Raw genomic sequence first — 14,601 nt, 5'->3', positions numbered from 1 at the left:
TATGATCGAGTTGCCAATCGGGGTATGGCGCAGTTTGGTAGCGCGCTTCGTTCGGGACGAAGAGGTCGTGGGTTCAAATCCCGCTACCCCGACGAACTAAAGGGCCGAGGAGTTTTCCTCGGCCCTTTGTTTTGTTCTCTGCTCTAGCCTGGCTGAGAAGACTTTGGGCCGGGGAAAGAGGAGGAAGATGAGCGGGCAGTCCGAAGAAGCGCGCTCGAGCCTGGCGCGGGCGCTCAGCAGTGCTCGCGCTGATATTGCGCGCGGCGAGTACCTTTTCGGCATTGCGAGCTACAAACGAGCGGTGGATCTCGCCCGCGGAGTGGACCCGATGGTGGCTGGCTCAGATTTAGTGGGCGCGGATCCGAGCGAGGATCCGAAGGTCGGTGAGACCCTGGCGGACAACGGTGGCCCGGAGGCCAGCGGTGGACAATGGTCGGAGAGCTGGGCTCCGGGTAGAGAAAACTCGGATACGACCCCCTCAGTTCTCGGACAATGCTTGGTCGAGCTCGGTGAGGCCTACTTGGCGGCGGGCTATGCACTCGCGGCGGTTAGTCCGCTTACCGAGGCAGCTCATATTTTCAGCGAAAGCAAAGAGCTCGTTCTCCATACCCGGTCCCTCACCGCCTTAGCCCGCGCCTGTGTGGACTGCGGCGAGATTTCCGCCGCTCTTGACACTCATCAGAAAGCCGTGAATGCGGAGCCGCGCGATGCGCGACACCGGGAGCGTCAAGCCCTCCACCTAACGGAACTGGGCGATCACCTCCGCGGGCGCGGCAAGTACGCCGATGCTCTTTTGCTCTATAACCAGGCTGGAGAGCTTAGCCTTTTGCGTGAGGATCGCCTCGCCGGTTCGCTACGCATTCAAGCGGCAAGGGGTGAATGCTTGGTCGAGCTGGGAATGAATGACGAGGCAATCGAGACGCTGGAGGTATTCCAGCGCGCCACCGGCGCACAGGTCCAGGCGCTACCTTCCTCGGTGCGCTCGCGGGCACTACGATTCCTCGCCCGGGCCCAGCGCACCTGCGGACAGATCAAAGAAAGTGTGGAATCACTACGGCAAAGTGCGCGGGCGCTTGACGGTTGCACCGACGTCGAAAAATTCGAGGTTTTTTCACGCCTGGGAGATTGGCTGGTGGAGGCCGGTGATCTCACCAGTGCACAGGATTCCTATACCCGGGCGGCCGCGGTGTACGAGAGAAGGGAACGCGCCGGGTCAGCCTCGACGTACCTCTGGTTCTTGAGAAAGCGGGCGAATGTGCTCTGACTACGGGCGCGACCGACCCCGCCCGAGAGCTATTTGAGGAGGCCCTTGGGCTTATTCCCTTCCCGTACACTCAAGAAGGCTTGGCCGCGGAGGCTCGTGTGGAGTTACGTCTGGCGCAACTAGCTCTCGATAATTCCGAGTTTTCGCGTGCCCTCGCCTACGCCCAGGACGCGGCCACAACTCTCGGGGCCACGAAGAGCCCATGGGAAGCGTTCGCCCTGCTCTTGGTTGCGCGGGCCGGGGCGGCCAGCGGAGGAAAACTAGTTGCGGTGGAAATGTATGAACGCGCGATCCTGGCGTTTTCCGCACAAATAGAGGATTCTTCGGTTGAGGTGCCCGCATCCGGTTTGAATGCTCCATCCCCCGAGGAGGTCAGGCGGGGACTAGCGGCCGCGGAGCAGGAGGCGGGCGCGCTCGTGGGGCAGATCCTCGACGCCGAGGACTTTGGCGGCGTGTGATCACTAGTTGGTGGGCATATTGCCCACATGAGAAATGAAGGTTGTGGGTGGAACGCTTTCCACCCACAACCTTCATTTCTCAAGCGCGCCGGGAATGAGCCGCGGCGAGCAGAATATTTACGCTATATATTCGCGTTTTGAACCATTCGGCAGGTCGCTACGCTTTGCGTTCGCGCTAGTGGGCGCGGCGCTGCAAACGGCCGATCTCAATGAGGAGAACCGCGCGGCCCTCCAGGCGAATCCATCCGCGCGAAACAAAATCAGCCAGAGACTTGTTGACGGTCTCACGCGAGGCGCCTACCAGGTGCGCAAGCTCTTCCTGAGTCAGATCATGCGCCACGAAGATTCCTTCGGGAGTGCGCTCACCGAAGCGGTTGGCGAGGTCGAGCAGGGCCTTCGCCACTCGGCCGGGAACGTCTGAGAAGACGAGATCAGCCATATTTTCGTTGGTCGCGCGCAGGCGGCGAGAAAGCTCGCGCAACATGGAAATTGCAAGTTCAGGATGCTCGCGAATGAAAGTCTTCATATCGCGATGAGCAAGCGAGAAGAGCTTGGTTGGAGCGATAGCCGTGACGGTAGAAGAACGCGGTCCCAAATCGAAAAGCGAAAGCTCGCCAATCACTTCACCCGGACCAAGGACGGCGATGAGGTTTTCGCGTCCGTCGTCGGACGTGTGGCTAAGCTTCACCTTGCCCTCGGTAATAATGTAGAGGCGGTCGCCTTCATCGCCCTCGTGGAAGAGGCTCTCCCCGCGCTTAATCGAGGTTTCGCTCATCATGGAGCCGAGGCCCGAGAGGTCTTCCTGGTTGAGGTCCTTGAAAAGCGGAACCGAACTCAAAACTTCTATATCCATCGCATCCTACTTTCTGAGTAACAACAGACGGTCATCTCAAGATCGCAGCACACGGTGCCGCGATACGTTACAACTCACATCTTGCCAAAATTACGGGGGAAATGGTGACTTATCGCTCATGAAAGAAGCAAAAAAGTTGGAATTTGCCCGCAAAAAATAAGGAGGCAAAAAGGGAAAATGTTTCGCAAGCGGATTCGAAGACGCCGGTCGCCGAGAAACTTGAGGCCACTTTTCGGCGATAGATAGCCGTTTGTGGCCTAGGAGCCGAAGAATGCCAGGCCCGCCGAGGCAATTACCGGCACCACTCCTAAGAAAATAAATGCCGGGAGAAAACAGAGGGTGAGGGGAAGGACCAGGCGTGTCCCGAGTTCCGCGGCCGCCTCGCGCGCCAAATGCGATCGTTGGGAACGGTAGCTGGTGGCGGCACGGGTCAGGAGCGGGACGGGTGCCGCGCCGTCCTCCCATGAGGGTTCGAGTGCGTCGCGCAGGAGTGCGCAACGGGGAGGGACGTGCGCCCATGCCTCCTCCCACGGGCTGCCTAACACCAGCAGTCGCGCGGTGAGGGCCAGCCCGGTGGCAGTGCATTCTTCTCCCGTCGCCGTATCCACCGCTTCGAGCGCGGCGGGCAAGGAGGCGCCCGAGAGGAGCGCGGCGCGAGCCAAATCGGCCAGAGTGGCCGGGTCTGAAGCCGGAAGCGGATTCGGGCGGCACGGAGCCGTACGGCGGAAAACCGCTGTGGCGGTGTAAGTGGCGGCAAGGATGAAAATCCAAAGCCCGAGGAGAAGAGTCATACGGTAGCCGCTTTCGCCACGAGTTTGCGGGTCCAGACGATGCCGGCAAGCTCCGCGAGAAGGGATGCAGCCAAGCAGACGAGGCCGAATGGAGACCCGAAGAGAAATGCAATGGGATCAGAGCCGAAGGCGATGGCCAAAAATAGACCAATAACGGGGAGAAAAGCCAGTATCTTGGAGCTCGAGAGCGGTCCGGCCAGGGCGATATTGCGCTCCGCCGCGGCCCGGGCGGCGTCGCTGATCCCTTCCGCGCACGCCTCAAGAACATCCGCGGCGCTGGCTCCGGTGAGATGGGAGAGCCGGCAGACCGCTACGACGGGCGGAATCCCGTTGAGGGAAATGTTTTTCTTGCGGTGCCGTTTTGTTCTTGCGCCCTGCCAGAGATGGCGAAGTGCTCGCGGAACACCGACGTCGTCGAGTTCGCCTCCGGCCGGTTGCGGGACTCCGATCCGCGCCACCGTTTTACGCCAAGCATCTTCGGTACTCGCTCCTGAGCGCATCCGCGCGGCCGCCTCCGCGGCGAGCATCCCGATATCCGTACCGCGCGCCAGTCGTTTTGCGTTGCTTGCCGGGCGTTTCGATCCGCGCTCCGGGCGTTTCGATCCGCGTACCGGGGTGTTTTGCGGTGCTAATTCGCGACGCCGACGTCGCAATCCGAATGTGGTACGCCGCGTATCTGGCGCCCCGGGCCTCGCCCGGGAGCTGGAGTGAGGAGTGGAAGAATAGAGCCAGACCAGCAGGATAAAAAGTGCGAGAATAACGATCACGGAGCACCTGCCTCCGTTAGCCCTAGGCGAGAGGCAAGGTGGCTCCATCCGGTACCGGTGGTGATTTTTCCCGAGTTTTCCACCCGCAAAGCCGTGAGAGCGTTGAGCTGGGAACCTTCGCGGCTCAACGTTGCAATCTGCGCAATTGTGCGCTGAGAACCCCGCCGCTCCACGTGAATTACGGCGTCCAGAGCACTCGCGGCCTGCGCGGCGACCACCACTTCTCCCATCCCCGCGAGTGCTCCGAGAGCGGTGAGACGAGCCGGAACGTCAAGGGCCGAGTTGGCGTGAATCGTGGTCCAGCCGCCTTCGTGGCCGGTGTTGAGCGCGGAGAGGACGTCACGCACCTCAGCTCCGCGGCACTCGCCGAGCACGATGCGATCCGGGCGCATTCGCATCGCCGCGCGGACCAGCTCGCTCATCGACACCTCGCCGGCGCCCTGCACATTCGCGTGGCGCACCTGGAGGTGGACGGCATGCGGGTGATGAGGGCGTAGCTCGGCAGACTCCTCGATAATGAGAATGCGCTCGGTGGCGGGTACTTCCCCAAGAAGCGCCGCTAAAAGCGTGGTTTTCCCCGAACCGGTCGCCCCGGAAATCATCACATTGGCGCGCTGGGAGATCAGCGCGTCGATCACTGGTCGCAGCGTTCTTGGCACCATGCCGTTGCTAGTTAGCGCATCGAGAGAGAAGGTGATTGCGCGCTGGGTGCGCAGAGAAATGAGCGCGCCCTCGGCAGCCAACGGCGGGAGAACCGCGTGCAGGCGCAGACCTCCCTCAAAAGTTCCGTCCGCAATCGGGGCGGCGTCGTCCAGACGCTGACCCGCGGCCGCGGCAAGGCGAACCGCCAATGCGCGCGCATCGCTTGCGGTAGCAATCCGGGAGCTGAGGGCCCGGGCACGCTCGAGCCCGTGCCCGCGATCCACCCACGCTCCCGCGGTGCCGTTAATGAGCACGTCGGTGACGCTCGGATCGTCGAACAGCTGCTGGAGCTCAGGGCCAAACCCGCTGGCGACCGCGCGTAGGCGCCGGCCCTGGTTGAGGATATCGCGGGCGCCCACCGCTTCTGGATCGGCTCGGGCAATGAGGTCTCCTGTGCTTTCCCCGCGTGCTAGCCCCACTCGCACCCAGCGCGGAACCTCGTGGCGATGTGCTTCGCCGCGCGCGCTCATGCCACCTCGCGTTCGGAGGCGCGAGAGCGTGATCCGGTCACCAGCCCCGCCTCCGCGCCGCCGCGCCCGGAGCCCTCCGCGGTTACGAGCCGCGTCAGGGCTTCCATATCTCGATAGGTTGCGGAGCGTGAGCGTTTGCCGACGGCCAGGCCGTGGCGAATATCGGCGTCGAGATTTCGAAGCTCGCGAATCGGGTGCGCGTCTTGGCCTATCTCCTGCCCGAAAGCTGCGCATTCCATCTTGGTTTTGCATCGAACCGCCAGAATTGGCAAGGAGGAGAGTGCTGCCAGAGCGGCGCGAGTTTGACGCATGCTTTTCTCCTGACCCGCCGCGGCCACCAGCACCAGATGGTCGCACCATTCGAGCCACTGGGAGCATTCGGTTGCCGGATCAAGTGCCCGGCGAGGTAGGTCCAAGATGGTGACGTCATTCGCCTGGGAGAGCGCATCAATGGCGCGCCGCCCAGCCGAACCATTTGCGTTTACGGCCCCGCGCTCGTCAGCGGAAAGAACTCGGAAGAAATCCTTGGAGGGGAGGGCTTGGGAAAGCCGCCCGGGAACCAGAACCCCGGCGGATTCGGGAATATCCGGCCAGCGCAAACCGCTTGTTTGCGCCATACCCAAACAGGTCAGTAGCCCCGCGGACTGCGGATCGAGGTCAATCAGCGCTCGCGGCCCACGCGCCAAAGCCGCGATCCAACAGGCCACGGTGGTGGTGCCGGCACCGCCGTGAGCGCCGATCACCCCGATGGTCATTCCGCGGCGAGTGGAGCCCGCGGCCAGCATTAGCTCAAGCAAATCTTCCGCCTGATTTGGAAGCTCCAAAACAATGTGGCCGGCCGCGAAATACGGTGCGTAAGCGGGATGGAAACTCGCCCGAACTCGCACCCGCGAGCCGGGAACTTCTTCCAGGCGCAGCACGGCCGCGCTGGCGCGAAGCCCATCGCGCGGATGCTTGACGTTAATGCCGGCAAGTTCGCCAACGCGATCAACTTCTTGCACGGTGGCCGGGTTGTGGGCGATTAAAGAAACCGTGTCGAAAGCACGTGTTGCTCGTTGTTCCATGGTTGGAGTTTTGCGCCAAAAGGCACGAAGTGCGACGTCGCCGTCGAAAACTGTGGAAAACCACGACGCTTGGCGATCTGTGGAACGCTCCGGATCCACAACCGCTACTCCGCAAACGGTCAAACGGAAAAGAACTCTGACAACCGTGTTTATATTGAGAATCTTGAGACAAAAACTCCGCAAAACACCGCCGCTATTGCGCACGGGGCGCGAAATGTCGCGTATTCTCGTGGCAGAGAAAACTTAGGAGGAACAGTGTCAACTCCCAACGATCCGTACAACCAGCAACACCCGCGGCCGCTTGACGGCGAGGACTTCCTCGAGCCAATTGAGGAGCAGGTGCCTGCCAGTGAACCCGGCGCGGAAACTTTCGGCGCGCAATTGCCGGAGGAAAATCGGCCCGTTGAGGCGGAAAACGCCCTGGATACGCCGATTTTCGAGGATGAGCCCGCCGATTCTGTAGCTCCCGCCTACGGTGCTGATGGCCCCGTTGCCGACGATCCGGCCCCCGAGCCGAACACCACGGATACGGCTACCCGTGACGAGGTTCCTTATTTCGAGGCGCAGGAGACCGCCGCGCGGGAGGCCACCGCTCCGGAAGCCGTCGCGCAGCAGGCTCCGGCCGAGGCGGGTGATGAGGCTCGCTACGCGGCGCCCGCTCAGCAGACCGCGCCATTCGAGGCGCAGGCCGATTACGGGCATACGCGCGAATACGCCACGCTCGGCCAGGCGGCCGGGGTTCCCGAGGCTCCGCGCTCCCAGGTAAATGAGCCGGAGGCGCCCGCCACCAGCCCCTACCGCGTGCAGGAACAGCCGTATGCCGATGATTCCGCGTTTACCGTGCAGTACCCGCCGGTGGAATCTGAGGCGCAGGATCGCATGGCCCAGTGGGCCACCATTGAGAGCAGCGAGCCTGAGGTTCCGGAGGAGCCAAAGGGCCGCGGCTGGACCCACGTGTGGGTCACGCTGGTCACTCTGCTCTTGTTGCCGGTGGCTTGGTACCTGCTCTCCAACGGCATGGAGGCGCTACGCCTGGCGCATCCGCTCACCGAAGCCGAGCTCACGGATCCGGCACTCAACCAGGTGACGCCGATGGTCCTCGGGCCGATCCTGGAGCTCCTCGGCGGGGTGGCCGCACTCATTATCGTGGCGTTGCTGGCACGGCGTTCGAGCTTCGGCGCGCAATTCTTCGGCATTGTCATCGCGCTGGGCGCGGCGGTGGGGCTCTTCTTCCCCAAGCTCGCCCTCCACGTTCCGGTGCTGTGGGCGCGCGTGACCGCTTCGCTCAACCACGTGATTATCGACAACGTCACCGCGCACCTCTACCGCGATCTGCTCTGGGGTCGCTTCCTGGTGTTTGGCATCGTCATCTTCGTGATTGGCCTGGCCGCCCATGGCGCCCGCAAGCGCGCGGCAAAGCGTGCCGCCGCCCAGACCGCGCGGGAATTGCTGGTCTCTGACGCCGAGTAATGACTACCACCGTCGATAATTCCTGTGTGTGGCTTCCCGGACCCTGGGAGCATCGCTTCGTCACCGCGAACGGCACGCAGTTTCATCTGGCGCACGCCGGTCAGTTTCGCGCTGACCGGCCCCTCGTGCTCCTAGTTCACGGATACCCCGAATACTGGTGGGCCTGGCGCCACCAAATTGAGAAAATTGCGCAGGCCGGCTTTGAGGTGGCGGCAGTGGATATGCGCGGGGCGGGAGGCTCCGATAAGACCACCGACCTCGTTGATCCCAAGACGCTAGCGCAAGACCTCGTTTCTCTGGGTGAGTCCCTGGGAGCATCTTCGCTGGTCATCGTGGCACACGGAACGAGTGGCGCGGCTGCCTGGGGTGCCGCCCGTTTGGCGCCGCATATGGTGCGCGCGATTATGACGGTTTCCGCTCCTCACCCGCGCTCGCGGCGCGGTGGTTTGCGCGGGTTGCGGGGCTTGCGCGGGGTGCGAGGCGTTTCGGCGAAGCACCTGGGTTGGCTGTTTGCCTGGCGCGGAGGGTATCCCGCGCCCAAGAGCTTGCAGGAACCGGAGAAGATGCGCGAGTTCCTGACGAGCCTTTCGGCGCCGCAGGCGGTGGATTCGCAGGAGGGAGCGGCCGGGCAGGCTGCCCTCTATACGGATGCGATGTTGCTTCCCGAAGCCGCGAATGTGCAGGCCGAACAGATGGCCGCCCGCTTGCGTATTTTCGCGACGGCGCGCGGACGGGCCTGGATGCGAGCGCTTTCCGAGCCGATTAGCCAACCGGTTTGGGCGGTGCGCGGCATGCGCGATCCCGCCCAGAGCGAGCATGACTGGTCTGAAGACGCTACTTACACCAACGCCGGCTGGCGGCTGGTGACGATCCCTGGCGCGGGTTTTTTCGTTCCCGAAGAGGCGCCAGATGACTTCACTCGCGTGGTCCTCGATTTCCTCTCGGTGGTTTCACGCGAATAGATGTAAATGCAAATCTTATTTATAATTTTCGACGACGCCGCCGCTCCCGCCACGTGGAATGGCGGCTTTGTTGTGTCCACAGAACGCTTCGGTGGGGTAGCCATCCACAGATTCCTACCTCCCTATCGAGTTCCCCTTGCGAATAAGGAAGCCTGAGTGCGGGCGCCACCAGGAGCCTAAAACAATTTTGATGCCGCCCAGGCGGCTACTCACCACAAAGGGGATAAAAATGAACAAGGAATTTCTAACCTTCGGCGCGCAGTCGAGTGAAGAAGGAATGACGACGGCGGAGTACGCGGTAGGAACAGTTGGTGCAACAGGCATTGCCTCGATCCTGCTCTGGCTCTCCAAGCAGGATTGGTTTAAGGACCTCATCGCCGACTTCTTCAAGTCGATCTTTCGTCTTTAGTTTTCGACTCCCGGGCCCGGCTTTTCCGGGCTTCAGGATTTACTAGCAATGCGGGTGGGAAGGGAGCGGCACGCAAATCCCTCCCTTCCCATCCGCCCGTGACCGGGCAACTTAGCGCGCAGGTGTGTGGCTTGTTGCTGATGTCGGGTGGAGGTGCGGGTGCGCCTCCATCCGCATGCGCGGCGGCGCGCGATCCCGGGCCGCCTCACAGCGAGAGTGCGGTCGCATAGCGATGGGCGGGCAGTAAACAGGAAACAAGGAAGAAGCGAGGATGGGAAGGGAACTTGGTGCCTCGCGGCGGTGCGAGGCGGGAATGGTAACGGCGGAAATCGCGATCGGAATGCTCGCCTTGGTTGGCGTGCTCGTATTTGCTCTCGGAACGCTCTTTACCGCGGTGCAGTACTTTGAAGTTCAAGACGCGAGCCGGGAGATAGCGGTGATGGCCGCGCGCGGGAGAAGTGCGAGCGAGCTTTCGAGCCAAGGACTACCGCCCGGTGCCTCTATGAGCGTGGAAACCATGGGGGAGCGCGCCCGAGTCACGGTCGAAAAACGAGCGACGGGAGTTCTTGCTCCCTTCGGAATCACGCTTCGAGCCGAGAATATTGTTGACCTCGAGCCGGGGGCGCTCGAATGAGTGGCCTCTTACCGGTGGCCGACAGGAGCGTTGCGGGCCGGCCGGCAGGAATCGAATCGGTTGAAACGCGACGGGGGATTATTCGTGATGTGAACGAGCGGGCGCGCGCCGAAGAAGGTGCGGGGACCGTGCTGGTCTTGGGCGCTATCGGCGCTGTTATTGCCGGACTTTTGCTTGGTTTGGGAATTCTTAGTGGTATGGGCATTCGCGGCGAGGTGCGCGCGATCGCCGATATTTCAGCACTTCAGGTTGCCGATCGGGTCATTAACCAAGCGCTCCCCATAGAGCAGGCCTGCGATGTTTCGCGGGCCACCGCGCGCTTGGGCGGCGCGGACTTGAGCTCATGCTCGCTTAGCGGGGAGATGGTCACGGTCGAGGCCGAAAAGAAAGTGCCGCTCTTCCCGGTCTTTACGCTACGCCTCCAAGCGCGGGCAGGGCCGGTCGATAGCGGCTAAAAATCAGGAGTAAGGGGTGCGCCGCCGCCTGTTTGGCCGGCGGAGTTGGAGCGAAGAATATCCTTTGAACTCCACAGAGCCTCCTCCAGGCGGCTGAGGAGGGCAATGGCTCCCGGCTTGGATAGCGGCTCGTTATTGTTGCCGCATTTGGGGGATTGGATGCAACGCGGGCAGCCGCTTTCGCACGGGCAGCTGCGTACCAAATCCAGGGTGGCCTCGATCCACTCAAGATTTGCTTCGAAGCCGCGGGCCGCGCATCCTGATCCGCCCGGAATCGCGTCATGCACAATGACCGTGGCTCGCCCGGTGTCCGAGTGATATTCGGTGGAGAGCCCTCCTAGATCCCAGCGATCGCAGGTGGCAAAGAGCGGAAGCATGGCGATGGATGCGTGTTCGGCTCCGTGCAGTCCGCCGGGTAGATCCGCGGGGAGCACCCCAGCTTCCTCAATGGCCTCGCGGCTGATCGTCCACCAGGTTCCGGCGGTGCGCAATTCGCGTAGCGGCATGGAAAGAGGGACGAATCCCAGGTACATTCCGTCCCGCGCACGGCGAACGTCATAACCGACAACGCGTGAACTGACGAGCACCTCGCCCCTCGCCCATACCCCGATCTCCGTCTGGCGCTCCTCGAGGGTGCGGATAATCTCCACTCGGCTCTCTTGGCGTGGGTAGGTGCGAAGTTCATCGACGTCGCGCCGTTTTACTAACGCTACCTCATCGGAAAGCGCCTCCACCTCAAAGGGAACGCCCTGATGGATATAGATGGCGCCCGGGAAAACTGTGGTGTCGGCGCGCGAGGAATCCACCGTGCCCAAGAGGCTACCGGTATTCTTCTCAATAATCGAGACGGTAGTTCCCCCGCCGCGCAGATCCACAACGTCGTGGGCGCTCACTCCGGTTGAGGTGTTCCAGAACCAACCATTCGGCCGTTTTTTCAGTAGTCCTTGGGCGGTGAGGTCGGCGAAAAGAGCGGTGGAAGAAAGACCAAAGATTCGGGCGTCGGAGGCGGTGAGGGCAAGCTCGGCCGCGGCGGCGCACAGCTGGGGAAGGAGGACATTCGGATTGAGGGGATCGAAAACATTTGCCTCGTGGCTGCTCGCGGTGATCGCGTCGGGATGGCTGAGGAGGTATTGGTCGAGGGGATTATCGCGGCCGATGAAGATGCCTAAGCCATCGTGTCCGCCACGCCCAGCGCGGCCGAGTTGCTGGAAGAAGGAGGCGTGGGTACCAGGCCAACCACAAAGAACCACGGCGTCTAAACCAGAAATATCAATTCCCAGTTCCAGGGCGCTGGTGGTGGCAAGTCCGCGCAGGGTCCCGCTACGTAACTGCGCCTCGAGCGCCCGCCGCTCTTCGGGTAAGTACCCGCCCCGGTACGCGGCAACGCACCCCGCCAGATCGGGAGCCAGTTCGTGCAGGTATTCGCGGGCGATTTCTGCCACCCTCTCGGTGCCCGGCCGGGAACGCACAAACGTCAGTTCCCGACCGCCCGCCGCTACAATCCGGGCCGTGATTTCGCCCGCCTCGAGATTTGCGGAGCGGCGCGGAAGCTCGGCAAGAGGTTTCCGCTTCGGCTCCTTGCTCAGTGAAGTTTCTCCCTTGCCCGGAGCGGCTATTCCTTCATCCGAATCCGATGCTCCCTCGTTCGGAGCGGGTCCTTCTAGGGCCTGGGGCTCGTCGGTTCCCCGTTCAACGGTGCGGCAACGCCACAGCAGAACATCTTTGGCGGCGGCGGGCGAGCCGTCCTTTTCAACGATACTTATCGGCCCGAATGCTTCACCCAAGAAACGTTCGGCCGCGCGAGCGGGCTGAGCCACGGTAGCGGATAAAAACACCACCGTGGGCCGGGCACCGTAGTGGCGGGCGATGCGTAGCAGGCGGCGTGCCACGTGGGCCACGTGTGCGCCGAACATTCCCCGATAGGAGTGAAACTCGTCAATCACAATGAGGCGCAAGCCGCGGAGCACCCGGGTCCAGCGCGGGTGGGAAGGAAGCAGAGCGTGATGGATGAAATCAGGATTCGAGAGCACAAAGTCCGCGTAGTCTCGAGCAAAGGAGCGAGCGGCGGGCTCGGCATCTCCATCTACAGTGACCGCGGAAAGCGAGGGATCAACGGCGTGGAGAATCTCCTGCAAAGTCGAAAGCTGATCGGCGACGAGGGCTTTGGTGGGCGCTAGATACAGGCAGGTGGGGCGCAGACCGAAAGCTTCGCGCGCGCTGTACTCTCGCGGCGTTCGGGCAACGGTAGTCAGTGTGCCTTCCGCGCGAGCCTCTAGCATCTCGGCAATCATGGGTATCCAGGCTGTAAGAGATTTGCCCGATCCCGTTCCGGTGGCGACGACGGTATGGACCGATCCGTGGATGAGGTTCGCGGCTACCGTCTGGTGGATCCAGGGGCGAGCAATTCCCCGATCGGCCAGGACCTGCTTGAGCTTTCCCGGAACCCAGTCCGGCCACTCGCCGAAGCGAGCTTCACGCCCGGGTAGGTGCAACGATCCCGCGATCTGCCCCGGCTCGGCAGAGCGCGATAAAGAATCGAGAAGCGAATCCACGCCCTCTAGTGTGCCACGCCAGGGCGGAGCGCCCGCCAGGCGCGAGGCAGAATCACCCCACACTTTCGGTGGAAAAAGAATTTGGGTCGGAGAGAGGAAGTAAGGTGAGGGCCATGGAAATTTTTCACGCCGGGGCCGTGCCGCCGCTAGCGGCAGCCTTGCGGGAGGACCTCACCGGTTACACCCTCGACAACGTCCAATCCGTGCTCGGGGATCAGGCCTGGGAAGCCGTGCAACGCGAACAGCGCGTTCCGGCGGTCACCCGTTGTGCCGAGCTTTCGGGGCATTTGTCCGCCTCAACGCTCAAGGATCTAGGGGCGGGTAGCGAGGCGCGCCTGGCGTTGATTATTCGTCTTCTCATGCTCGGAGATATCCTCACCCCGGCCGAAGCCCAAGCGGCTTTGCCGAATTGCCTGGCAAATGAGCGCGCGCGGGACGCGCTTCTGGGCCAAACCGAGGCTGGATTTCGCGCCCGCTTCCAGGTGGTTCCCGTGCGTAACGAGTTCGCCGAAGAAGCGGCGCTTTTCGCGGCCACGGAGGAGCACCCCAATCCCGCTCACCAGCTGGCCGGGCAAGATCCCGCGAACTTGCTGATCGCCTCGGACTTTGGGGAGTTGGCGGGGAAAGTTCCGGGGCCGCATCATGTGATGCCCATTGGTGGGGCTACCCGCACGCTGGGGCGCATCGTGAACTACGTGGGCGGAAAGGTCCTCGACGTCGGAACAGGCTCCGGGTACCACGCCATTGTTGCGGCGAAGGCCGGGTGCGAGGTTACCGCCACCGATATCTCGCGCCGCGCCCTGTGCTTTGCCGAGCTCAACGCGGCGCTCGCGGGCGTCACCCTCGATCTGCGTGAAGGGTCGCTTTTCGAGCCGGTGGGGGGTAAATACACCACCATCGTCTCTAACCCGCCCTTCGTGATTACCCCGGACGAAGTGCGAAAAAAGGCCGATTTCGAGTATCGCGATGCGGGCCGGCCGGGCGATACACTGCTCGGCGAACTGATCACCGGCATTGCGGATTACCTAGAGCCAGATGGGCGTGCTTTCGTGTTGGGGAACGCGGAGGTGGCCGCCGGAGCCGAATGGGACGCGCACCCCAGCGCGTGGGCTCGCCAGGCCGGTCTAGACGCCTGGCTTATCGAGCGCGACCATATTGATCCCTCGCGCTACGCGGAAATGTGGCTTCGCGACGGCGGAATGACCCCGCGCGATCCAGGCTATGAAGATGCCTACCGGGCGTGGATCGACGATTTCAGCCAGCGCGGCGTGGAGGCGATCTCCCTCGGCTACGCAATTCTGAGTAAACCTGGCGCTGAGCGTGAACCCGTGATTGTGTCTCATCAGCTCACCGGGGTAGCGCAACCGTTCTTGCGGCAGTACATTTCCCGCGTCTGGGCGGGCCGCGAGCTCATTCGCACCGCCGCCAGCGGAACGGATGCCCTCACCTCGCGCCGATTGACCCGGGAGGGTGTGCTCGAACACCGCATCTTCGAACCGGGTAGCGATTCCCCGTTGCAAATCCTCCTCACCCAAGCCTCGGGCTTCGAGGAGTCTGTGCTGGTCACCTCGGAAACGGCGGCGATCGTGGGTGCATGCGACGGCGAGCTTACCCTCGGCGCGCTGATAGGCGCCGTCGCGCAGATATATGGGCAACCTGAAAACGTCGTCGTGAATACCGTCATGCCGGAAATTACGAATTTAATTGAGCTCGGTATGCTCGTGGAAGAATGCGAAGAAGTGTAGGGTTC

At 62.5% G+C, this 14,601-nt stretch carries 14 protein-coding genes and 1 tRNA gene; 9 read left to right on the top strand and 6 right to left on the bottom strand.

The features are described from left to right. Nucleotides 1-18: 18 nt before the first annotated feature. The 3 genes from BN2664_RS05535 to BN2664_RS05525 all read left to right on the top strand — a co-directional run bounded on the left by BN2664_RS05535 (nucleotide 19) and on the right by BN2664_RS05525 (nucleotide 1,722). Nucleotides 19-92 (top strand) — tRNA-Pro (locus tag BN2664_RS05535). A 95-nt stretch (nucleotides 93-187) separates the two neighbouring features. After that, nucleotides 188-1,264 (top strand): hypothetical protein, encoded by a 1,077-nt coding sequence (locus tag BN2664_RS05530; protein ID WP_007001193.1) that lies wholly within the window; start codon nucleotides 188-190, stop codon nucleotides 1,262-1,264. Between the two features lie 98 nt (nucleotides 1,265-1,362). Next, nucleotides 1,363-1,722: a hypothetical protein gene (locus tag BN2664_RS05525; protein ID WP_007001194.1), complete on the top strand. Its 360-nt coding sequence runs from the start codon at nucleotides 1,363-1,365 to the stop codon at nucleotides 1,720-1,722. A 175-nt stretch (nucleotides 1,723-1,897) separates the two neighbouring features. On the opposite strand, the gene BN2664_RS05520 is transcribed toward BN2664_RS05525, so the two are convergent. The 5 genes from BN2664_RS05520 to BN2664_RS05500 form a co-directional block, all read right to left on the bottom strand. Continuing rightward, nucleotides 1,898-2,575 carry a Crp/Fnr family transcriptional regulator gene (locus BN2664_RS05520; protein ID WP_007001195.1) on the bottom strand — a complete coding sequence of 226 codons (678 nt, stop codon included), beginning with the start codon at nucleotides 2,573-2,575 and terminating at the stop codon, nucleotides 1,898-1,900. Between the two features lie 257 nt (nucleotides 2,576-2,832). After that, nucleotides 2,833-3,366 carry a type II secretion system F family protein gene (locus BN2664_RS05515; RefSeq protein WP_007001196.1) on the bottom strand — a complete coding sequence of 178 codons (534 nt, stop codon included), beginning with the start codon at nucleotides 3,364-3,366 and terminating at the stop codon, nucleotides 2,833-2,835. Continuing rightward, the gene (locus BN2664_RS05510) at nucleotides 3,363-4,133 is read right to left on the bottom strand and encodes a type II secretion system F family protein (RefSeq protein WP_007001197.1); all 771 of its coding nucleotides are present in this window, start codon (nucleotides 4,131-4,133) and stop codon (nucleotides 3,363-3,365) included. The genes BN2664_RS05515 and BN2664_RS05510 overlap by 4 nt, the downstream gene beginning before the upstream one ends. Next, a complete protein-coding gene (locus BN2664_RS05505; RefSeq protein WP_007001198.1) occupies nucleotides 4,130-5,305 on the bottom strand; it encodes a TadA family conjugal transfer-associated ATPase in 1,176 nt (391 codons plus the stop codon). The genes BN2664_RS05510 and BN2664_RS05505 overlap by 4 nt, the downstream gene beginning before the upstream one ends. Next, complete coding sequence (locus BN2664_RS05500) at nucleotides 5,302-6,369, bottom strand: CpaE-like family protein (protein ID WP_155856487.1); 1,068 nt, start codon at nucleotides 6,367-6,369, stop codon at nucleotides 5,302-5,304. The genes BN2664_RS05505 and BN2664_RS05500 overlap by 4 nt, the downstream gene beginning before the upstream one ends. Before the next feature lie 255 nt (nucleotides 6,370-6,624). Between BN2664_RS05500 and BN2664_RS05495 the strand changes: the two genes are divergently transcribed. The 5 genes from BN2664_RS05495 (at nucleotide 6,625) to BN2664_RS05475 (ending at nucleotide 10,299) form a co-directional block, all read left to right on the top strand. Then, nucleotides 6,625-7,839, top strand: coding sequence for a hypothetical protein (locus BN2664_RS05495; RefSeq protein ID WP_007001200.1), 1,215 nt, complete (start codon nucleotides 6,625-6,627; stop codon nucleotides 7,837-7,839). Beyond that, entirely contained in the window at nucleotides 7,839-8,801 is a 963-nt protein-coding gene (locus BN2664_RS05490; RefSeq protein WP_007001201.1) for an alpha/beta fold hydrolase, read from the top strand. Before BN2664_RS05495 ends, BN2664_RS05490 begins: the two co-directional genes overlap by 1 nt. Nucleotides 8,802-9,030: 229 nt before the next feature. Beyond that, entirely contained in the window at nucleotides 9,031-9,210 is a 180-nt protein-coding gene (locus tag BN2664_RS05485) for a DUF4244 domain-containing protein (RefSeq protein WP_007001202.1), read from the top strand. Between the two features lie 271 nt (nucleotides 9,211-9,481). After that, on the top strand, nucleotides 9,482-9,844 hold the full coding sequence (locus BN2664_RS05480; protein ID WP_007001203.1) for a TadE family type IV pilus minor pilin: 363 nt from the start codon (nucleotides 9,482-9,484) through the stop codon (nucleotides 9,842-9,844). Beyond that, nucleotides 9,841-10,299: an Rv3654c family TadE-like protein gene (locus BN2664_RS05475; RefSeq protein WP_007001204.1), complete on the top strand. Its 459-nt coding sequence runs from the start codon at nucleotides 9,841-9,843 to the stop codon at nucleotides 10,297-10,299. The genes BN2664_RS05480 and BN2664_RS05475 overlap by 4 nt, the downstream gene beginning before the upstream one ends. Here the strand turns inward: BN2664_RS05475 and BN2664_RS05470 are convergent. After that, the gene (locus BN2664_RS05470) at nucleotides 10,296-12,914 is read right to left on the bottom strand and encodes a DEAD/DEAH box helicase (RefSeq protein ID WP_007001205.1); all 2,619 of its coding nucleotides are present in this window, start codon (nucleotides 12,912-12,914) and stop codon (nucleotides 10,296-10,298) included. The two genes, BN2664_RS05475 and BN2664_RS05470, sit on opposite strands and share 4 nt — an antisense overlap. A gap of 50 nt (nucleotides 12,915-12,964) precedes the next feature. Between BN2664_RS05470 and BN2664_RS05465 the strand changes: the two genes are divergently transcribed. Further along, the gene (locus tag BN2664_RS05465; RefSeq protein WP_007001206.1) at nucleotides 12,965-14,596 is read left to right on the top strand and encodes a DUF7059 domain-containing protein; all 1,632 of its coding nucleotides are present in this window, start codon (nucleotides 12,965-12,967) and stop codon (nucleotides 14,594-14,596) included. Nucleotides 14,597-14,601: the final 5 nt, after the last annotated feature.

The organism is Actinobaculum massiliense, from assembly GCF_001457435.1.
GTDB lineage: Bacteria > Actinomycetota > Actinomycetes > Actinomycetales > Actinomycetaceae > Actinobaculum > Actinobaculum massiliense.
This window is presented reverse-complemented; position numbering and strand designations above follow the sequence as displayed.

What these genes read in the sequence shown, in the direction of transcription:
- BN2664_RS05530 (WP_007001193.1), top strand. Translation starts at nt 188, where the DNA reads ATGAGCGGGCAGTCCGAAGAAGCGCGCTCGAGCCTGGCGCGGGCGCTC.
- BN2664_RS05520 (WP_007001195.1), bottom strand. Translation starts at nt 2,575, where the DNA reads ATGGATATAGAAGTTTTGAGTTCGGTTCCGCTTTTCAAGGACCTCAAC.
- BN2664_RS05515 (WP_007001196.1), bottom strand. Translation starts at nt 3,366, where the DNA reads ATGACTCTTCTCCTCGGGCTTTGGATTTTCATCCTTGCCGCCACTTAC.
- BN2664_RS05505 (WP_007001198.1), bottom strand. Translation starts at nt 5,305, where the DNA reads ATGAGCGCGCGCGGCGAAGCACATCGCCACGAGGTTCCGCGCTGGGTG.
- BN2664_RS05500 (WP_155856487.1), bottom strand. Translation starts at nt 6,369, where the DNA reads ATGGAACAACGAGCAACACGTGCTTTCGACACGGTTTCTTTAATCGCC.
- BN2664_RS05490 (WP_007001201.1), top strand. Translation starts at nt 7,839, where the DNA reads ATGACTACCACCGTCGATAATTCCTGTGTGTGGCTTCCCGGACCCTGG.
- BN2664_RS05485 (WP_007001202.1), top strand. Translation starts at nt 9,031, where the DNA reads ATGAACAAGGAATTTCTAACCTTCGGCGCGCAGTCGAGTGAAGAAGGA.
- BN2664_RS05480 (WP_007001203.1), top strand. Translation starts at nt 9,482, where the DNA reads ATGGGAAGGGAACTTGGTGCCTCGCGGCGGTGCGAGGCGGGAATGGTA.
- BN2664_RS05475 (WP_007001204.1), top strand. Translation starts at nt 9,841, where the DNA reads ATGAGTGGCCTCTTACCGGTGGCCGACAGGAGCGTTGCGGGCCGGCCG.
- BN2664_RS05465 (WP_007001206.1), top strand. Translation starts at nt 12,965, where the DNA reads ATGGAAATTTTTCACGCCGGGGCCGTGCCGCCGCTAGCGGCAGCCTTG.